Source organism: Aminobacterium thunnarium (assembly GCF_055390565.1).
Genome location: NZ_AP042412.1, coordinates 817,558 through 837,020, shown reverse-complemented (window position 1 = coordinate 837,020; position 19,463 = coordinate 817,558). Strand labels below are relative to the sequence as shown.

General features: G+C 40.9%; 18 protein-coding genes and 1 other RNA gene. 1 reads left to right on the top strand and 18 read right to left on the bottom strand.

Annotation, left to right across the window (positions count from 1 at the left end; genetic code table 11):
* Positions 1–25: 25 nt before the first annotated feature.
* From ACZ5GY_RS04100 to rnpB, 17 genes are all read right to left on the bottom strand, one after another.
* The gene (locus ACZ5GY_RS04100; RefSeq protein ID WP_213701514.1) at positions 26–634 is read right to left on the bottom strand and encodes an SPOR domain-containing protein; all 609 of its coding nucleotides are present in this window, start codon (positions 632–634) and stop codon (positions 26–28) included.
* Positions 635–757: 123 nt separating this feature from the next.
* Positions 758–1,921 carry a cell division protein FtsZ gene (ftsZ, locus tag ACZ5GY_RS04095; protein ID WP_213695300.1) on the bottom strand — a complete coding sequence of 388 codons (1,164 nt, stop codon included), beginning with the start codon at positions 1,919–1,921 and terminating at the stop codon, positions 758–760.
* Positions 1,922–1,943: 22 nt separating this feature from the next.
* Positions 1,944–3,257: a cell division protein FtsA gene (ftsA, locus tag ACZ5GY_RS04090; RefSeq protein ID WP_213701513.1), complete on the bottom strand. Its 1,314-nt coding sequence runs from the start codon at positions 3,255–3,257 to the stop codon at positions 1,944–1,946.
* Between the two features lie 35 nt (positions 3,258–3,292).
* Positions 3,293–4,030 (bottom strand): hypothetical protein, encoded by a 738-nt coding sequence (locus ACZ5GY_RS04085; RefSeq protein ID WP_464112027.1) that lies wholly within the window; start codon positions 4,028–4,030, stop codon positions 3,293–3,295.
* Between the two features lie 51 nt (positions 4,031–4,081).
* Positions 4,082–4,993: a UDP-N-acetylmuramate dehydrogenase gene (gene murB, locus ACZ5GY_RS04080; RefSeq protein ID WP_213701511.1), complete on the bottom strand. Its 912-nt coding sequence runs from the start codon at positions 4,991–4,993 to the stop codon at positions 4,082–4,084.
* A 2-nt stretch (positions 4,994–4,995) separates the two neighbouring features.
* On the bottom strand, positions 4,996–6,402 hold the full coding sequence (murC, locus tag ACZ5GY_RS04075) for a UDP-N-acetylmuramate--L-alanine ligase (RefSeq protein ID WP_464112106.1): 1,407 nt from the start codon (positions 6,400–6,402) through the stop codon (positions 4,996–4,998).
* Between the two features lie 9 nt (positions 6,403–6,411).
* A complete protein-coding gene (locus tag ACZ5GY_RS04070) occupies positions 6,412–7,497 on the bottom strand; it encodes a UDP-N-acetylglucosamine--N-acetylmuramyl-(pentapeptide) pyrophosphoryl-undecaprenol N-acetylglucosamine transferase (protein ID WP_213701510.1) in 1,086 nt (361 codons plus the stop codon).
* Positions 7,494–8,594 (bottom strand): FtsW/RodA/SpoVE family cell cycle protein, encoded by a 1,101-nt coding sequence (locus ACZ5GY_RS04065; RefSeq protein WP_213695295.1) that lies wholly within the window; start codon positions 8,592–8,594, stop codon positions 7,494–7,496. Before ACZ5GY_RS04065 ends, ACZ5GY_RS04070 begins: the two co-directional genes overlap by 4 nt.
* Positions 8,591–9,964 carry a UDP-N-acetylmuramoyl-L-alanine--D-glutamate ligase gene (gene murD / locus ACZ5GY_RS04060; RefSeq protein ID WP_213695294.1) on the bottom strand — a complete coding sequence of 458 codons (1,374 nt, stop codon included), beginning with the start codon at positions 9,962–9,964 and terminating at the stop codon, positions 8,591–8,593. Before murD ends, ACZ5GY_RS04065 begins: the two co-directional genes overlap by 4 nt.
* 39 nt (positions 9,965–10,003) lie before the next feature.
* A complete protein-coding gene (mraY, locus tag ACZ5GY_RS04055) occupies positions 10,004–10,948 on the bottom strand; it encodes a phospho-N-acetylmuramoyl-pentapeptide-transferase (protein ID WP_464112105.1) in 945 nt (314 codons plus the stop codon).
* The gene (locus ACZ5GY_RS04050) at positions 10,948–12,354 is read right to left on the bottom strand and encodes a UDP-N-acetylmuramoyl-tripeptide--D-alanyl-D-alanine ligase (RefSeq protein ID WP_464112026.1); all 1,407 of its coding nucleotides are present in this window, start codon (positions 12,352–12,354) and stop codon (positions 10,948–10,950) included. Before ACZ5GY_RS04050 ends, mraY begins: the two co-directional genes overlap by 1 nt.
* 1 nt (position 12,355) lies before the next feature.
* The gene (locus ACZ5GY_RS04045) at positions 12,356–13,861 is read right to left on the bottom strand and encodes a UDP-N-acetylmuramoyl-L-alanyl-D-glutamate--2,6-diaminopimelate ligase (RefSeq protein ID WP_464112025.1); all 1,506 of its coding nucleotides are present in this window, start codon (positions 13,859–13,861) and stop codon (positions 12,356–12,358) included.
* A 36-nt stretch (positions 13,862–13,897) separates the two neighbouring features.
* Positions 13,898–15,556 (bottom strand): peptidoglycan D,D-transpeptidase FtsI family protein, encoded by a 1,659-nt coding sequence (locus tag ACZ5GY_RS04040; protein ID WP_213695291.1) that lies wholly within the window; start codon positions 15,554–15,556, stop codon positions 13,898–13,900.
* Between the two features lie 43 nt (positions 15,557–15,599).
* Positions 15,600–16,016 carry a hypothetical protein gene (locus ACZ5GY_RS04035; protein WP_213699180.1) on the bottom strand — a complete coding sequence of 139 codons (417 nt, stop codon included), beginning with the start codon at positions 16,014–16,016 and terminating at the stop codon, positions 15,600–15,602.
* 17 nt (positions 16,017–16,033) lie between these two features.
* Positions 16,034–16,951: a 16S rRNA (cytosine(1402)-N(4))-methyltransferase RsmH gene (gene rsmH / locus ACZ5GY_RS04030; protein WP_213695289.1), complete on the bottom strand. Its 918-nt coding sequence runs from the start codon at positions 16,949–16,951 to the stop codon at positions 16,034–16,036.
* Positions 16,951–17,376, bottom strand: coding sequence for a division/cell wall cluster transcriptional repressor MraZ (gene mraZ, locus ACZ5GY_RS04025; RefSeq protein ID WP_213692059.1), 426 nt, complete (start codon positions 17,374–17,376; stop codon positions 16,951–16,953). The genes rsmH and mraZ overlap by 1 nt, the downstream gene beginning before the upstream one ends.
* 139 nt (positions 17,377–17,515) lie before the next feature.
* Positions 17,516–17,854: RNase P RNA component class A (gene rnpB, locus ACZ5GY_RS04020), an RNA gene on the bottom strand.
* 107 nt (positions 17,855–17,961) lie between these two features.
* Between rnpB and ACZ5GY_RS04015 the strand changes: the two genes are divergently transcribed.
* A complete protein-coding gene (locus ACZ5GY_RS04015) occupies positions 17,962–18,765 on the top strand; it encodes a CheR family methyltransferase (protein WP_213695288.1) in 804 nt (267 codons plus the stop codon).
* 66 nt (positions 18,766–18,831) lie between these two features.
* Here the strand turns inward: ACZ5GY_RS04015 and ACZ5GY_RS04010 are convergent, their stop codons facing one another.
* Complete coding sequence (locus tag ACZ5GY_RS04010) at positions 18,832–19,455, bottom strand: V-type ATP synthase subunit D (RefSeq protein WP_213692057.1); 624 nt, start codon at positions 19,453–19,455, stop codon at positions 18,832–18,834.
* Positions 19,456–19,463 lie beyond the last annotated feature (8 nt).

Sequence of the window (19,463 nt, the reverse complement as noted above, 5' to 3'; positions counted from 1 at the left end):
TCACTCCTTTAATTACTTCATTAAATTATTGCAAACGCACGACCAAGATAGGGTACCCTGCTTGTTTTAATTGAGCTGCACACTTATCGGCTTCATTCCGCTGATTACCTGCCGATACCGTAACTCTATAATACGTACTATTCTTTACAACAGCTTTGGATACAAAAGCATTATACCCTTCTTTAGATACTTTTGTTTTCAAACGATTTGCCGCATCTGAACTTTTGAAAGAACCAATCTGAACGCCCCAGTTGCTATTACCTGTTGGTGGTGCAACCTTTTCTGTCTGCTCCGTTGTAGTAGCCACTATACTTGTAGCTGCTGTAGTTGTCTTTGCCGTTCCTTCAGAATTAGGCTGAGCCGTAACGGGAGCTGCTACCTGCTCTGGCACAGCAGGTGCTGGAGAAGAAGCGACAGGCGCAGCTGCAACTGGCACGCTCTCCTGCGAAGGCGCCGGACTTTCTTGAACAACAACTGGCTTATGCGGTTCCCGTGCCGGCTCAGATAAAAAGAAAAATTTTACCCCTACAATTAAAAGCCCAACTGCTATGAGACCAATTATAGGAAGCATTAAATCTCCAAAGGGCAACATAGGCTTTTTATCTCTCTGTCTGCGATTCTCTCGTGCTGACATGAAAAAACCTCCTAATATTTAAATCTCAATAAGAAAACGAGCAAGAGCCATCAGAAAGAGACCCCCGCCCGTTTTGTATAGTTCCGCAATTCTAATGAACTCACATATCCCTTTTGACGAGGGCTATTTTGACGACCGTTGAGACCTCCTAATGATAGAAGGGATATCGTATGTATTCTTAGGGACACCGCTCATTGTAAAAAGATCTTCCTCGGGAGCAGAAACTACCTCTGCTTCTTCTAAAACAACATTTGTTGACCGAGAAACTGTTTTGTTAGCGGTCACGCTTTTGACAGATTTAGGTACGCTTTTTTGTCCTTTTCCCGAAGAAAAACCTGTAGCGATAACCGTTATTCTCAGACGATCTTCCATCGTATCATCAATTGTATGCCCCCAAATTACGGTGGCATCTTCGTCAGCTTTTCCTTTTATAACTTCTGCAGCTTGCTGAATTTCATGAATTCCAATATCGCTTCCGCCAGTTATATTAAAGAGAATACCTTTGGCTCCATCCATAGGAGTCGACATAAGAGGGCTATTAATAGCTGCTTTTGCTGCCATTTCTGCTCTACTATCTCCGTGTCCTTCTCCTATCCCCATAATAGCAGAGCCCGCATTTTTCATAACTGTCCTTACGTCTGCGAAGTCCACGTTTATAAGACTGGGTTTTAAGATAAGGTCTGTTACACCTTGTACTGCCTGACGCAAAACTTCATCAGCCAGTTTAAAGGCCTCGGTCAACCCTGTCTTTTTGTCAGCTATTTCAAGAAGTCTATCGTTTTCAACAACCAGCAATGCATCTACTTTTTCTTTTAAGAAACTTACACCCTGTTCTGCATGACTTTTTCGTTTTCGTCCTTCAAAGGAAAATGGATTGGTCACAACAGCAACAACAAGAGCTCCTGTTTCTTTAGCTACTTCCGCTATAACAGGGGTAGCTCCCGTACCTGTTCCACCACCCATTCCAGCTGTAAGGAAGACCATATCGGCACCTGTTACAAGTTGACGAATTTCTTCAATAGATTCTTTCGCAGCACCTGAACCTACATCTGGATCTGCACCTGCACCTAATCCACGAGTAAGTTCTCTACCTAAAATAACTCTAGTTTTAGTCTCAGAAAGGCCCAATGCAGCCATATCCGTATTTGCAGCGATAAATTCGACCCCATCTATTCCACTTCGTATAATATGATTTAATGCATTTCCACCGCCACCGCCAACTCCGATAACTTTAATGTTTTCTCTATTAGGCCGTGTCGCATTGTCTATCTGAAATACATGCTCCATTCCGTATCCACCCCGCTATAAGTCAGAAAAGTTCTTTCATCGATTTCTTCACCATCTCGAGGAAATGGCGAAAGCCTTCTCCGTTCGCGCTTTTTGTGTTTCTCTGGTGTCCTCCTCTTTGAGCCGCCACGTAAGCGGATACACCTCCCGATCGAAGAACCTCAATTGGCGCTTCGATATACCTATAAGGATTACGCTCTTTATTTATAATATACCTAATGATTCCTGATGAAGTTGTGTACTCGCAATCATTACGTCCAGGAGGCATCTGAAAACTATCAAGAGGTTCAGCGATACGAACTGGAAGATTGAGCACCTCTGTCGTAAAAATCTCAATTCCTCCTGTTTTAGCAACACCGCCAGAAAGGACAATACCTGCCGGGAACATATGAACACTCTGATCTGCCAAACTTTTTGAAACGTGTTCTGTAAAAAGTTCCTCTAAACGACACGAAATAACATCTATTGCATCGGGAACATTGAGAACTTTTGTCCTTCCTCGCGTTTCCACTTCTATAGCGTCTTCATTTTCGTCAGAAAGAAGAGAAATCTGCTGTTTTATCATTTCTGCTTTACTAATAGGTATCTTTAAAACATAGGCTAAATCATTCGTAATATGATCTCCACCTATAGGTATAACCGCCAACCGGACAGGACGCCCATCGGCAAAGAGCGCAACTCCCGTCGTTCCTCCACCGATACAAAGAGAAACAGCCCCAGTTCGTGTCTCTTCATCAGTAAGCGAACCAAGAGCGCTTGCTAATGATTTAATAACGAGACCATTGACAGTAATTCCCGCACTTTCGACACAATTAATTATATTCTGTAATACTGATGTGGGAACGATTACAGACTGTAACTCTATCTCTAAGCGTATTCCCGTCATACCAAGAGGATCATCAATGCCGCTGTTTCCGTCAAGGGAATATTTTACTGGAATCGTATGGAGTGTCACTCTATTGGAAGGAACTGCGAGCTCACTTTGTGCAGCTTCAATAACCCGTTCTATGTCTTGGACGCCAACTTGTCGAGGAACACGACCTAAAGAAACCATTCCTCGTGATGTAACACTTGTTGCGTCTATACCACTGAAAGCTACAGTAGCTTCATCTATTTCGAAACCAACCATTTTTTCAGCATCCTGAACGGCCATACGAACGGCCTGCACCGCTTGTTCCAGATTTACAATAAGTCCCTTGCGAATACCCAAAGAAGGAGCATAACCAACACCTATAATCTGGGCATCCTGGAAACGGGAATCCCTTTCCGCGACAACAACAGATATCTTACTCGTACCTAGATCCAGCCCCACTATTATTTCTGGCTCTGTGTACATTTTATTCCCGCTCCCTTCGTACAATCAATCAGCTTTTATAATGTTCGAACTACTATCTTATCTCCATAGGTTGTATCTATCTCTACCATCTCATTTCCTTCTGGTAAATCTTTCATTACTTTAGGCAACGCTCTAGAAATGATAGGCCACCGCTGTGTATCTTCATCAAGAAGAATGCTTACTAAACGTTTCTTCCATTTTACTTCAATTACAAAGCTGTAGCTACCCGCTTTTCTACCAAACTTAACTTTATTAATAGGCGCGCCCCAGCTATTTTTTTCTATTTCATCAACCCACTGTTTCAAAGAATCGAGAGGAAGAGCACTTCGAAAAACAGAGCGTCCCTTTTCTTCTATGCCATCAATAGGAATTGGAAAGTTTTCATTTAAATGCCATACAGGAACACCTGCTTGGACAAGATCGCCATAAATGAAGTTGCTCGCTACACTTTTACCATCCCATATACGACCATCTTCTGATAAATACCAATGGGTTCCCTTCCGAACAAGCACAATCCAAACATTAAGTGGACGTGCTGAAACGTATATCTCTTTCAATGAATGTATATTAATATTAAAATATACAGGAATCTCTCGTTCTATCTTTTCTATAACCTCATCCCTCGAAAAAAAGACAACAGGGAAAAAACGCAAATTATCAGAATTAAAATGGCTCCAAAAAACCTGTTCTGAATAAGGATCAGGAAGCTCCAACTTGATATGTTTCGCTGAGAGCAGCAAGAAATTAGTTTCTATGCAATAAACTATTCCCATTATAAGAGATAGGAGTAAAAGCAGCCGCTTCACTCGTAACACCCTTGCCCACTACTCCAAGCTCGAAAAAAGCTGAACTTCGAGCTCTAAAAGATAACCCGTTTCCTCAAAAACTATTTTACGGCACTTTTCAATCAAGGCCAATACGTCTGTTGCCGTAGCGTCCCCTGTATTAAGTATGAAGTTAGCATGGGCCTCAGAGACCACTGCTCCACCAACCTTTAGCCCTTTGCACCCACATTGATCCAAAAGTTTTCCGGCACTTGTTCCTTCTGGGTTCTTAAAAATACACCCTGCACTTTTATAGCCATGCGGTTGGGCACTTCGCATTTTTAAAAATTCGTCTGTTCTAGCCCTGATAATAGTCAGGGGAACAGCTTCCATAATAAGGCAACAAGAAGCTATAGTGTGATGGAGCTCCTTAAACTGAGAATAACGATATCCCCAAGAAATATCATTTTTATCTAAGCGTCTGATCTGATGGTGCTCATCAACAACCTCAACCCACTGCAAAAGATCTGAGATTGCCTCTCCCTGTGCACCGGCATTGCCAATCAAAGCCCCTCCTAATGTACCTGGTATACCCACGGCAAACTCTAAACCCGCAAAGCCATATTTCAATCCAAAGTTAACAAGTTGCGCAAGAGGAACCCCTGCTTCTACTGTTATTAACGCTTTATCTGTTTCTCTTATCACTGAGAAAGACGAAAGATACTTTGTACAAACAACTACTCCTCCTATTATTCCATCATGGATAATAAGATTGCTGCCCCCTCCTATAATACGAACAGGGCTCTCTTCTTTTAAGGATGAAAGCGTTATAAGATCGCGTACACAAGAAGGCCAGACGCAAACTTCCGCTATTCCCCCCACTCCCAATGTCGTTAAGGATGAAAGGGGAAAGCTACTTTTGACCTGTCCTGCTACTTCCTTTTCTAAAAACGTAACGCCCCTTTGATTCATTTTTAAACCACTCGCTTCTCAAGTTCCTCTAGCAACATTTCTCCTACTGCTGGAACATCTCCAGCTCCAACAGTTACGACAACATCTCCTTCATGTGTTGATTCTTTCAATAAGGCCACAGCATCATACATATCCGAACAGAGAACACAGTTTTTATATTCTCTAAGTTGTAATTCCGTATAAATAAGATTAGAATCTACGCCTTCAAGAGGTTCCTCATCTGCAGGATAGACAGGAAGTAAAAAGAGTCTGTCTGTTTGAGAAAGGACATCTGCAAATTGCTTATACATTGCAGCTGTTCGAGTAAAGCGGTGGGGTTGAAAAACGATATTAAGTCGTCTATCTGGAAACATCTGCGACAAGGCATTGATAGTTGCAGCTACTTCACGAGGATGATGCCCATAATCATCGTAAACATCAAGTCCATTAGCAGAACCTATATATTGCAAACGACGTTTAGCACCTCTAAACGTTTTTAATGTCTTTTTTATCATCGGGAATGGAACTTCAAGACGATCTGCAACAACACAAGCAGCCAAGGCATTCATAATATTGTGATCTCCCGATACAGATAACTCTACCTCATCGACAAATTTACCATTCTTGGTAACAGAAAAAGAAACGCCACCACCTGGAACATGTTCTACGTTATATGCACCCCAATCCCAGGCGTTACCCCATCCATATGTTATTACGTCATTTTTAAGATGGTTTTGGTCCAAAATTCGCGATAACCCAACATCCTCTCCACAGAGGACAACAACACCATCATCTTTAGGATTGACTAAAAATCTGCCAAAGGCCTCTATTACACTCTCAAAGGTAGGATAGTGATTGACATGATCCCAATCGGCATTTGTTAAAACCGCTATATTAGGGTGGAAACCTTCAAAAGATCCATCACTTTCATCAAGCTCTGCTACCATATAAGGGCCTTCTCCCAGTTTCGCATTTACCCCAATGTCACAAAGCTCTCCTCCAATAGCCAACGTCGGGCTTAACCCTGACTGTTCTAATATAAGAGCAATCATGGAAGAAGTAGTTGTTTTTCCGTGGGTCCCCGCTATTCCTATTCCATACTGAGCATCAAAAATCCAACTCAGAACTTCGCCTCTCTTAGCTGTATGAATTCCTCTATTTCGTGCCTCAACAAGCTCCTCATTATCTTCTGGAATTGCGCTGCTATAGATAACAAGATCGGGAGAAAACTCGTCTAAATGTTCTTTCCCATGACGGAGCATAAAACCGATATTATCTCGAATAACTTTATCAACATAGGATGTCCAATTCATATCACACCCGCTTACATCGTACCCAAGATCTTTCAGCAAGAGGGCGAGTCCGCTCATACCAGCTCCGCCTATCCCCATGAGATGAATTCGATTAATACCTTTCAGATTTGTTATCATTAAGTCCAATTACAGACTCTCCCTTCGCGTCAACGAGATTAAAACGTCCCAGATCCTTTTACTGCTGTTACTCTCATAACTATCTGGTCGTCTCCCGTTAAGCCTCATGCAATCGTGAGCTTTTGTTATACAGTCTATGAGATGTTGTTTAAGTTCATGCTTGGACGCATGTTCATCCCACACAATATTTCCAGTCATTTGTTCAAATAAGGCTGCATTCCTCTCTTGGTGGCCATCAGAAGCGCCACGCCACGGAACGATAAGAGAAGGAACACCGAGAACCATTAATTCCGCAAGGGTAGATGCCCCTGCTCTCGCTATGACAGTATCTACAACCGAATAGATTATAGACATATCCCACTGTCTTTCAACTGCCACAATGGTATCTGTTCCAAAGCAACGTCCCTTACCGCCTACGACAAGAAAAGTTACATCGTTAAGATCAGACTCTTTTGCTAATTCACATATTGTTTGAAAGAGAGGGGTACTTGTAAGAGATCCACTTAATACACCAACGATAGGGCCTTTCGGAAAAGCTACCCCTGTATCTAGTTTACTCCAAGCTTCCTCACGGTCAACTATTTTAAATCTTCGAATTGGAATTCCTACGTGATTAAATTTACTTTTTCCCAGAGGATAGCACTCTGTCCATCCCGCAAGGATTGGAATTCCAAGCTTTTTCGCTATTCGTGTCACTTTACCAGCTATAGAATTTTGTTCATGAATTATTACAGGAACTTTGCAAAGCAAACATGCTAACATCGGAGGAAAAGAAACATATCCTCCAAAAAGAACACACACATCCGGCCGATCTTTTCTCAAAAAACGCAACATCTTAAAAAAGGCCGAAAAAAGGCTTAACGTGCGATGAATGATTTTTCTCATCTTTAATATTCCAAGAGGAGAACCTTCAACCGGCAAAATTTCAGGAGTTATCCCGCAACCTTTATATATTTCTCTTTCCAAAAGTCTTGATCCACATATATACGTAATATCGACAGGGTTATCGATATTTTCTTTCATCCAATTACCTAATGAAACAGCTGGGAAAATATGTCCGCCTGTTCCTCCTGCCACAAAAACTGCTTTTTTCATGACTGTACACCTACTATCTCTTTCGTTATGCGAACAATAAGGCCTGCTCGCACCCACATCATGAGCAAGGAACTTCCCCCATAGCTCACAAATGGCAACGGCATACCGGTTAATGGCATCAACTTCGTTACACCGCCGACATTAATAAAAAAGGGCAACAAGACAGAAATTACAAGCCCCCATAAAAGCGTTCTCATAAAAAAGTCAGAAGTATTTCTATAGACTCTATAACATCTCCACGTCCAGAACGCAAAAAGAAAAACAACTAGAAACGTTCCTATAAAGCCAAATTCTTCCCCTATTGCCGCAAAAATATAGTCCGTATGAGCAGCAGGAAGATAGTTCATTTTTTGTAGTCCTTTCCCAACACCTACACCAATAAGCCCTCCATTAGCGAAAGCTACAAGCCCCTGTATAACCTGAAATCCACTATCTAAAGGTTCTTTCCATGGATCTAAAAATGCAACATATCTACGGAAACGATAACTTTCTTTTATAATGACGGGGAAAAGAAGTGCCAGCCCCCCTGTTCCGACAATAAGAGGATATCCCCATCCCTGACTTTCTACATGCACTCCCATGCAAATAATTGATAATAGAAGCATGCCGCCTATATCAGGCTGCATAACCAACGGAAGAGCAGAAAAAGCAATCATAGCCATAGTTATAAACCAAAATTTCCGAGAAGCCGTCTCTTCCGAGCGTGATAGACATTTGGACAAATGAATAACTGTAGCGAACGACAACAGTTCTATGGGCTGAAACTGAACAGGTCCCACACTTACCCATCGCTTCGCCCCACCTGCCTCAATCCCTAGCCCTGGAATGAGCGTTAAAAAGCAAAGAAAAAAAGCTAAAATCCAAAGAGGGGCGCTCATCCTTTTCCAAACACTTATCGGTAATAAATACATGGTAAACATGGCACATAGCCCAAGAAAGCTCCATTGGACTTGCTTAAAACCAATAATAAACGGAGATCCCCACACTTCCATAGACTCCTGAGAAGTGAGAGAAACGATCATCACCAGCCCTAAACAATTAAGGACAAGGGGAATGATCCATAAAAGAGGATCTACGCGTGGTATTTTTTCGATCACAACAATCCTCCATACGCTTTGACAAGGTGCTGGAAATGTTCACCCCGTTTCTTATAACTCGGGTACATATCCCAACTTGTGCAAGCCGGAGAAAGAAGTACAGTCTCTCCGGGACGAGCTAGCTCCATTGCCCTTTTAACTGCATCTTCCATTGATTCCACCTCAACACACTGTGTAAAACCAATGTTCTCCAAAGCAGAAACAATCGCTCTTTTTTCTGCTCCAAGCACTATGGCAACTCGTGCTTCTTTTTTAACTACTTCTGCGAGAGGTGCATAATCCTCTCCTTTACCTTGTCCTCCAAGAATAACAACTTTAGATCCATGTATTGAGGCTAGCGCAGTTGAGCTTGCTGCAACATTTGTCCCTTTCGAATCATCAATATATCTAACGCTATTTATCTCTGCAACAAAAGTGCATCTATGAGGCAAAGGGACAAAATCAACAAGCTGGTCAGGAATTTTCTCACAAACTACCCCGCCAAGAGAAAGAGCAGAAACTGTCATTGCAACATTTTCTAAATTGTGTCGTCCTATAAGAGGCACATCTTTATATTCGAAAAGTAATTGTTCTTTTTCATAAGAAAGCCAGGCACCCTTTTCTTCCATTCTGATAAAAGCGTTTGTTTCGAAGACAGGTGTTTCTTTATACCAATATAAAGAAGCAACACTCAATCTATTTTGAACATTAAGAGCCTTAATATCTCTATTCTGTACAACAGCCCAACACCCTGCATTCTGTAAATGAAGTAGATTTGATTTCGCCTCAATATATTTCTCGTAGGAACCATGCCAATCAATATGATCCGGCGCAAGATTAGTAACAATAGCAACGTGGCTTTTTAAAAGGTGAGCCCAATACAGCTGGAAACTGCTCAATTCAACAACAACAAAGTCCCAATCTTGATTCGTATACAAAGAAAGAGGGTTCCCAATATTTCCAGCCACAGCCGTTTTATAACCATATTTATTCAAGAGATGTCCCGAAAGCATTGTTACCGTGCTTTTGCCATTACTTCCCGTTACACCTATTATTTTCCCTCTAATATGTGGCGCCACAAAATCTATTTCGCCGATGATAGGAATATTACGTTGCCGAGCCTCCTTCAATATCGGAACTTCTGGTGAAACACCAGAACTTACAACAATACAATCTGCTTCCAAGGCTCGGGGACTATTTTTACCGACTTCCCATTGAATTCCCTGTCTTTTAAACTCTTCTTCGCTTCCAAATGGAAGTGAATCCTTTTTTTCTGTAACAAAAACATTCGCGCCAAGAGTTTTAGCCAATTGAGCTAGTCCCTTTCCGCTCACTCCAGCACCAAGAATTGTTATATTTTTTCCCTCAACAGGCTGAATATTCTCTGTCATCGTTGTGCCTTCTTTCACCTAATCAATGAAAATTTCTATCTATAACAAAGAGTTTAAACTAATCAATATAACTGCACCTATACTATGTATTAGCCAAAAGCGCGTAACAATCTGATTCTCGCTCCATCCCAAAAGTTCGAAATGATGATGTAAAGGGCTCATTCTGAAAACTTTTCTCTTAAACTTATGGATAGCAATAAGTTGTATGGATACAGAAAGAATTTCTATACCAAATAAAAATCCCAAGGGGACAATGGCTATAAGAAAATTACTAAATACACAAAGACTTACAAGAATACCCGCAAGAAAATGTGATCCTACATCCCCCATAAAAACAGATGCCGGGTTGGCATTATACCAAAGAAAAGCAACACACATGGCAAGAGTTGCTAAAGCACACCCACGCACCAAATTATCGCCTGAAATCCATACCAAAAAGGCGATAATGGAGATAATAGTTGCTCCGATAGCCAAGCCATCAAGACCATCTGTTACATTTACGGCATTAAGCATTCCTATAGTTATAAAAGCTAATAATGGAACAGCAAGCCACCAAGAGAGCTCCATTCCAGGCCAAAGAAAGATACCATGCTTTAAAACAATCAACGCAGACCATGGGATAACAAGTAATATTTGTGCTGCAAGTTTAGAAAGGCTCGAAAGGCCTTCACTTGATCGACTTTTAAATTTAAGCCAGTCATCAGCAAAACCAATTAAAGCTGCACCCCAAGGCAATACCCAGAGTTTTAAAAGATTTCCCAATGTACCCCAGCCCATAAAAGTCATAAGAACTATAGCTATTAAAGAAGCAACAGGAAACATAACGCCACCCATTGAAGGTGTTTTTCCTTTCGTTTCGACATGAAGTTGAGGTCCATACTCTTTTTGAACCTGTGTCATATGCCAACGTCTAGACCGTTGAATCCAATCCTTTTCCAAAATAACACTACTTATCAAAATAATGACAAAGAGAAATAGCGACATCACGACTCTGTTTCCTCCATAAGAATCAATACAATTTTTTCAAGGTTGTGGATATGAGACCCTTTGAGCAAAACAGCGTCACCTTTCCCAATCATTTGAGCCAGTTCCTTGGCAAAGGGCTGAATAGCAGATAGAAGTACGATCTTATTCCTCAAAATTTCTGGTAATTTTTCCCATCCCCAACGCCATTCCTCTCCGATAAGAAAGAGAGCATCAAGAAAAGACGTCTCTCGCAGCACTTCTTCGTGCAATTGATCTTCGTCAAGCCCTAGTTCTTTCATGCTTCCAAGCACAGCTATCTTTCGTCCCACAACTGCGAGAGAAGCAAAAGTAGAAAGAGAAGCCTTCATTGATAATGGATTCGCATTATAAGCATCATCAATAATAAGAGCACCCCTATGAGTTGCAAATACGCATCCTCGTCCAGGAAGAGAACTCATCGTCTCCAAATTTTTTATAGCCTCTTCCCGAGGGTATCCCATTTCAAGATAGACAGCGAAAGCAAAAGCAATGAGTAAGGAATTATGCGATCCCCATAAGCCGCTATATATATCACTTACATGACCATCTATAGTGGATATCGTTGTTTTTAAGCGAGGCAAATTCTCAACGAGGTCAAAAGTTGTTTCTAAAACTCTAACTTCACCCCTTTGAAGTCCTACTCCAATTTTTCGATACTTCCCTGAAAAAAGAGAAACAGCATGTGCGAGCTTATCGTTATCAGCATTGTAAATAAGAGTTTTCAAAGCTGGCGTTTTCGCAATCTCCATTTTCGCAGATATAACCCCATCTATTGAACCGAGTCCTTCAAGATGTGCGGATGTAGCCTCAGTAATAATAGCCCTTGTAGGAGGAAAATAACGTACCATTTCTTCTATTTCGCCAGGTTTGTTTGTCCCCATTTCGAGGATAAGGACAGACGTGCCCGCAGGCATGCCTAAAATTGTGAGAGAACATCCTATAAGAGTATTAAAACTCTTTTCTGCTCCATAAACTAAAGGAGCCCCCTCAAAACATTTTTTAAGAAGCTCCCTTGTTGTCGTTTTGCCGACACTTCCAGTTATCGCTACAACTTCATCAGGCGAACAGGCTGAAAGATACGCCTGTGCCATTCGAGCCAAATCTGTTGTTGTATTTTCCACCTCAATAAGGGCTTGCCCTTCTTTGAGATTATTTTTTGAGAAACGATCCTTTTCTGCTATAACAAGAACTGCCCCTCGTTTAAAGGCATCTTGTATATAATCATGACCATCTTGATTATTTCCTCGAATAGCTACAAAGGCAGAACCAGGACAAACCTCTCTGCTATCAACACAAAAAAGATCAGGCAAATTTAAGTCGTCCCCCCACCATGAAACGCCTATAGACTCTGCCAAATCAGAAACTTTCCATAGCAACCATTTCAATCTAATTCCACCTCAATCCCACATCTAAAGCCCATTGCTGAATAGCTTTTGAATCGCTATATTCTATTTTTTGATCATGCATAAGTATAAAACGTTCAGGTCCTTTCCCAGTAATTACGACAACATCTCCCGCTTTAGCCATGGAAAGAGCTGTACGCACAGCCTCATTACGGTCAAGAATTCGATAATGAGGTGGATTTGTGGGTACATTCGTAATTCCCGCTTCTATTTCTTCAGCTATTTGTGACGGGTCTTCACTTCGAGGATTATCCATCGTTACAATAATAACATCTGCAAAACGTGCTGCAACCTGTCCTAAGAGAGGCCTATTGGCACTGTATCTTTCTCCTCCATGTCCAAAGACAGAAATGATCTTTCCCTGACATACCTCTCTTAATGTAGAGAGTACGTTTTCCAAAGCATCTGGCGTATGGGCATAATCGACAACTCCACAAACTTTATTGCTAAAAAAGTACTTTTCCAATCGCCCTGGAACTTGGGGCATTGTTTCCAATCCCTTTTGTATAACATCAGGAGCAAATCCCATTTTATAGCACATAGTAATAGCACCTAAAGCATTATATATGTTGAAGCGCCCCGTAAGGGGCAAGCCCAAAGCTATATGTTCATCGTTAGGAAAAGTTACATTCATATGTATTCCAGAAAGAGACATTTCAAAAGAGTTGAGAGTAATATCATGACATTTATTTTCATTAAGACCAAAAGAAAGACACCGTTCTTGGAATGCTGAAAACAAAGTCTCTCCGTATTTATCGTCTATATTTATAGCTGCACACCAATCGTCTATGACATATTCATCAAAAATTTTTTTCTTTGCAGCGAAATAATGCTCCATATCTTTATGATAATCAAGATGTTCTGGGGTTAAATTGGTAAAAAGCAAGCTCTTAAAAAGACATCCGTTCAAACGTCCCTGAATAGCCCCATGAGAAGAAGCCTCCATAACAACACTTGTACATCCATTTTTTACCATACGTGAAAGAAGACGTTGTATTTCACAACTTTCTGGCGTTGTTCTGTCTGCTTCAATATCTCTTTTACCATCTGAATATAGAATTGTTCCTATAAGCCCGCAGCACTTTTCTCCCGCCGTTTCTAAAATACTACGGACCATATATGAGGATGTACTTTTGCCATTGGTTCCTGTTATGCCATAAAGAGAAATTTTCCTGGAGGGGAATCCATAGACAGCTGCCGCTGCATATCCCATTGCCCAGCGAGCATCTTCCACGATAATCTGAGGAACTGATAAAGGTAAGGGATATTCACAAAGTAAAGCAACTGCACCTCTTTGTACTGCATCTGCGGCATATTGGTGTCCATCATGTTTTTCTCCTCTAATGCAACAGAAAAGGCTGCCATCCTTACATTCTTGCCCTTTATTAAATACATCGTGCAGAGCAACTGATGAATCTGACACATTATGAGTTTCTTTCAAAAGTTTTTTTTCTTTTAACGTCTCAAGGACAAGCTGCAAATTCGACATGGACATACTGCCTCTCTTTCGTACTCATTCTAGTTCCTATAGATTAAGTAAAGCCATATCTTCAACAATAGATTTAAAAAGTGGGCCGGCTACATCTCCACCATAATAACGTCCTTTTGATGGCTCTCCTATAACTACGAGCATAGCGTATTGAGGAGATTCATAGGGCCAGAATCCAATAAAGGAAGCCACCCATTTATTTTTTGCATAAACTCCTTTTTCCGCTACCTGCGCTGTACCTGTTTTTCCAGCCAATGTCGTCACCTGTGTATCTGCCCTTTTGCCTGTTCCATTAATAACAACATCCCTCATTACTTTTCTTACCCATGCTGCAATGGAAGGGCTAACTACCGTCCGAATAACCTCTTTTTGCCCCTTATATATAACTCGCCCCTTGCTATCTGTTACTTCTGCAACAATGTATGGGCGCAAAAGGTCTCCACCATTTACGATAGCACTTGTCGCAGTTAAAAGATGCAAAGGAGTCATACCTATTCCCTGCCCTATCGCTATATTAGCAGGCACAACTCCCCTCCATTGTTCCGGCGATGGTAAAAGGCCAGATTCAACGCCATTAAGTTCTACACCTATAGGTTGACCAAATCCCCACTCTCTAAGACTGTTATACATATTAAAAGGAGGAATGCGTAACCCTAGCTGCGCCATTCCGACATTTGAAGATTTTACCACGATATCCCCTAAAGAAAGTTTTCCCCAATTATGATATCCTGCTTCAGAAATTGAACCGTCTGCTACTTTGATTCTGTGAGGAGTTTTAAATATTTCAGAAGGATAAGTTACTCCCTTTTCAAGAGCAATCGCCACTATAACAGGCTTAAGAGTCGAGCCAGGCTCATAGACCCTACCTATAACACTGTTAAAAAGTTTTTTGGTATCAAGAAGGTCCTTTCTGTTGTTAGGGTTAAAGCTAGGGACGCTTGCCATTGCTAATATTTCACCTGTTTGAGGATTCATACAAAGAGCAGCTCCCCATCGTGCTTTATGCATATTCACTGTCTCTTCCAAACGACGTTCAACTACATATTGAATTCGCATGTCGACTGTCAGGCAAACCTTTCCCTTATGCTCTATTTTGTCAAGGTCCGATAGTGTTGTTGTCACATCTATTGCCTGACCAGAAGCATCTTTAATAAAAAATCGAATTCCTGGAGGTGAGTATAAAAACTGATCCCAAACAAATTCTGTTCCACTAAGGCCTTTATCATCAATATCGCAAAAGCCTAAAACGTGAGATAGAAGAACATTTTGTGGATAAATACGCTTCTTTTCTTGAATTCTGTAAAGGCCAGGCAAATTCAAAGCACTCATAGCATCTGCTTCTTGCTGGTTTACCTTTCTTGCTACCCAATGAAAGCGTCCAGATAGAGGTGAAGATATTTTTTTTATTACGCTAGTTGGAAGATGTTTTTTTAGTGCCTGTGCGTTAGAAGGGGCCCAGAAGGCAGGATCGATAAAGAAACTGTAAGCAGGCACTGACAATGCTAAGGGGTTCCCTTGTGTATCGACAATAGAGCCACGAGTTGTACTTACCGGTATTTCACTCCAATATTGTCTTTGAGCTTGGCGTACAACTCTTTTATCAGGTAAACAATGTACATAAAAAAGACGAATAATTACAACAATAAATAACAGAAAAACCCAAGGCCAAGGTCCTTTAAAAAAGTTTTTTTTCATCGCGTTATGTCCATGCTATTATCCAAACTTTCGTATAATTAAATTACTCTTTCGCTGTAGCTTGTGAAGAGAATAGCGAAAAAAGAAAGTCTAAACGCCCTCTATGCGAAGGGGAAAAAGCAACATTTTTCGCCTGTCCGTGTAGAGGATTAGTCATGGCAACAAGCACTTGTTCCGTTTTATTATTTGCAACCATGCCAAGATGTTGCTGCGAATATCCATAGATAGCTTCTGGAGACGTAAGAGAGGAAAGATCACGACGCATATCCACTTCTTGCATCTCATAATTTTCTATTTGAAGGTTAATATCATGAAGACGGCCTTCGAGGCGAGTAGCATAAAGCCTTAAAACGCCTAATCCCACAAAAGAAAAAACCATAACGAACATGAAAGAAACAAAGTAAGGACTTACTTTTCGTCTCGACTCACAAAACTGCTGACACGCTTGAGTATCGTACACGATCTGTCCACCTCCCCCTAAATAGAACTCTCCTTCTCTACTTTTTGGAACGCTCGCAACTTTGCACTTCTCGCTTTGTAATTTCTCTCAACTTCTTCATCGGTAGGTTTTAAGGGTCTGCGGTTTAAAAGTATTCCCAAACCTGAACTAGCCCACTCTCTCATGGCGTATTTAACGATGCGGTCTTCTAAAGAATGATAACTGACTACGACAATAACTCCTCCTGGAGCAATATTATCTATAGCAGATGAAAGGCCCTCTTCTAATTCATGCAATTCATCGTTCACATAAATTCTCAACGCCTGAAAGACCTTACGTGCAGGATGTCCACCCATTTTTCTTTGCACCGGTGCTGGTAAAGAAGCTCTGATAGCATCAACGAGTTGAAATGTTCGTTCTATTGGTCCATTTTTATCCCGAAATCTAGCTATACCAGAAGCGATACGCCTTGAATAACGCTCCTCTCCGTACTTCCAAAAGATATCTGCAAGATCTTTTTCTGAGAAAGTATTAATAATATGAGCAGCAGAAAGCACCCTTTCTTCCTGCACGCCCTCCATCCTCATATCAAGTGGGCCGTCATTCTGAAAAGAAAAACCACGCTCAGGAACGCTAATTTGCAAATTAGAAACGCCAAGATCAAAAACCACTCCATCCGGCCTCACTTTTTCTTCCATAAGCACTGTAGATAAAGAGCTAAAGGAGCATCTATGAGTAGAAACTCTGTGAGAAAAAGGCTCTAGTCTCTTCCTTGCCAAAGAAAGTGCTTCTCTGTCTCTGTCGATACCAATTAATTGAACGTCAGCAAATTCCTTTAATATCTCTTCGGCATAACCACCTAACCCTAACGTAGCATCAACAATAATGTGCGGTTCTTCTATATTTTTAAGTTTTTCAATAACTTCATTCACCATAACAGGAATATGCTCTATCATCAGAATCCCTCTATTTCTTCTGCTATTGCTGGTAACTCTTCCATGATCTGCAAGCTATAAGTGTTCCAAAGTTCTTTATCCCATAACTCTATATGATCACTTACTCCGACAAAAAGAGCATCTGATTGTAGAGATGCATGATCACGAAGCAGCTGTGGGATAAGTATTCGGCCTGCACTATCGATAGGAAGCTCGTGGGCACTTGCTAACATTACACGCATAAGTCCTCTCGATTTGCTTTTTGAGAAAGGAAGTTCTTGCAACTTTTCGAGAACTCTTGACCAATTTGACATGGGATAAATAGATACACACTGATCAATACCTATAGTGGCAACCACACATTGGCCGAGTTCCTGCCGGAATTTAGCAGGAAGAACTGTTCTACCTTTTGAGTCGACCTTGTGTTCATAGGTTCCCACCAACATGGGGATTCCTCCCACTTTATGACATTTTCTACCACTTTATCCCACATTATCACCCTTTCTAAATAACAAATAAGCCCATAGAACCATAAAAATCTCTTTTTAATGGTTCTATGGGCTTATTTTTCACCAAACTATAATAATAAGGAGCACTTTATAAGCCGGGTTCTGTATGAAAAATGGTCATTTATCTAGTAAAAACCTCGCGGTTTTTCTCAAGCGACCGTACCCAGAGGTCAGCGGGCAGCCTCATCCCTCTCTATTCGGTCTTGCTCCGGGCGGGGTTTGCCAAGCATATCAGTTGCCTGATACCTGGTGGGCTCTTACCCCACCTTTTCACCCTTACTTCAAAAAGAAGCGGTATCTCTCTGTGGCACTTTCCTTTGGTTTGCACCAACTGGACGTTATCCAGCGCCCTTGCCCTATGGAGCCCGGACTTTCCTCTACACTATAAAAGTATAGCGACCATTTAAAATACTCCTTAAGGCTTATTTTAGCATGTTTTTCTTCTTTTTGTTATTTGAATGCTGTTTATGGTATATAGTATTATTTGTTAATATAACTCAAATATTCTTATGAGGTGACATTATGCCAGAACGGAAAAATTACGACTCTCCTGAATACGACATCTTTAAAAAGAAAATAAAATCAATGACAGGTTTAGATCTTAATTCTTATAAAAATCAAATTCATCGGCGCGTTCACATGCTTATGCAGCGATGGGATGTAACATCGTATGAAATATACTACGAAATCATAAAGAAAGACGACAAGAAACTTCGTGAATTTTTAGATTATTTAACAATCAACGTCTCCGAGTTTTTCAGAAATCTTCCACGATGGCAAGACTTAGAAATGAAAATCATTCCAGAGCTTATAAAAACGAGAGGGTCAAAACGATTAAAGCTATGGAGTGCAGGATGTGCTACAGGTGAAGAACCTTATTCACTTGCAATTTTGTCTTCAGAAACAGGATTAAGTTGTCCTCCACACGTACTGGCTAGTGATATTGATGAAGGGGCTATAAAAATAGCTAAAAATGGAGTTTACCAAAAAAAGCAAACCATTAATATCCTTCAAGAGCGTATAACGAAATATTTTACTTCAATTGACAGTGAAACATTAGAGATTAAAAACGACGTTAAAAAGCGTGTTTCGTTTGAACGTATCAATCTCATAGAAGATGGATTTAAGAATGATTTTGATTTAATTTTATGCAGAAACGTCGTTATTTATTTTGAAGCTGAGACTAAAAGAAAACTTTATGAAAAATTCTTCAAGGCACTAAGGCCTGGCGGTTGTTTATTAGTCGGATCTACAGAACAGATTTTTGAACATAGAAGCATAGGTTTTGAATCTGCAGGCCCCTTTATTTATCGAAAACCACAATAAAATAAGGTAAAAAGCATAAAAAAGGAGCAGAGGCATAATAACCTCTGCTCCTTTTGTTTCTTGGGTCTAGTGAGAGCGAACGATATCTTTAATCTTCATCAACCGGCTAAGAGTCGAGCGCTCTTGTTCATCGAGCTTCATCGTTATATAACGAATCGTCTCGTTGAAGTTTGGAATCATAACATGTTCAAGAGCATTGACACGACGTCTTGTTTTTTCAATTTCTGAAGCCATAAGACGAATCGCTTTCTCTTTTGCTGCGAGTGTAATAAGTCTCGGAAGCAACTTTGAAAACTGTTCCAAAGCAACATCAAGGCTTCCTTGCGTTGTGGCAAGACCGTAGCTAAAAGGATTTCCTTCCTGTTCAACAGCATATTCCGGAACAACAACACTCATAACATTTTTCTTAGCAACACTCAAATTACAGCGAGTACCAGAAATCATGAGAGCTTGTTCCAACATTACTGGTAATGTCTGTGCCCGTGCAAGAAGGAAGCTGCGATAACATGCCATCAATTCTGACTCTAACTCCTCGCGGAGAGCTTTGGCTTCACGTGCACGTTCAAGAAACTCCTTAATCAAAGCATCCTGTTTATCTTTAAGAAGCTTATGACCGCGCTTCGCAACAACAAGTCGCTTTTTTAAACGTGATAACTCCATCCGGTTGGGGTTGACGTTCAACCGAGCCATACTTCGTC

Coding starts and splice junctions, on each gene's coding strand:
- murC (WP_464112106.1), bottom strand. CDS start 6,402: ATGATAACAAATCTGAAAGGTATTAATCGAATTCATCTCATGGGGATA.
- murD (WP_213695294.1), bottom strand. CDS start 9,964: ATGACAGAGAATATTCAGCCTGTTGAGGGAAAAAATATAACAATTCTT.
- ACZ5GY_RS04010 (WP_213692057.1), bottom strand. CDS start 19,455: ATGGCTCGGTTGAACGTCAACCCCAACCGGATGGAGTTATCACGTTTA.
- ACZ5GY_RS04070 (WP_213701510.1), bottom strand. CDS start 7,497: ATGAAAAAAGCAGTTTTTGTGGCAGGAGGAACAGGCGGACATATTTTC.
- murB (WP_213701511.1), bottom strand. CDS start 4,993: ATGAATCAAAGGGGCGTTACGTTTTTAGAAAAGGAAGTAGCAGGACAG.
- mraY (WP_464112105.1), bottom strand. CDS start 10,948: ATGTCGCTATTTCTCTTTGTCATTATTTTGATAAGTAGTGTTATTTTG.
- ftsA (WP_213701513.1), bottom strand. CDS start 3,257: ATGTACACAGAGCCAGAAATAATAGTGGGGCTGGATCTAGGTACGAGT.
- ACZ5GY_RS04100 (WP_213701514.1), bottom strand. CDS start 634: ATGTCAGCACGAGAGAATCGCAGACAGAGAGATAAAAAGCCTATGTTG.
- ftsZ (WP_213695300.1), bottom strand. CDS start 1,921: ATGGAGCATGTATTTCAGATAGACAATGCGACACGGCCTAATAGAGAA.
- rsmH (WP_213695289.1), bottom strand. CDS start 16,951: ATGATAGAGCATATTCCTGTTATGGTGAATGAAGTTATTGAAAAACTT.
- ACZ5GY_RS04015 (WP_213695288.1), top strand. CDS start 17,962: ATGCCAGAACGGAAAAATTACGACTCTCCTGAATACGACATCTTTAAA.
- ACZ5GY_RS04040 (WP_213695291.1), bottom strand. CDS start 15,556: ATGAAAAAAAACTTTTTTAAAGGACCTTGGCCTTGGGTTTTTCTGTTA.
- ACZ5GY_RS04045 (WP_464112025.1), bottom strand. CDS start 13,861: ATGTCGAATTTGCAGCTTGTCCTTGAGACGTTAAAAGAAAAAAAACTT.
- mraZ (WP_213692059.1), bottom strand. CDS start 17,376: ATGTTGGTGGGAACCTATGAACACAAGGTCGACTCAAAAGGTAGAACA.
- ACZ5GY_RS04085 (WP_464112027.1), bottom strand. CDS start 4,030: ATGGGAATAGTTTATTGCATAGAAACTAATTTCTTGCTGCTCTCAGCG.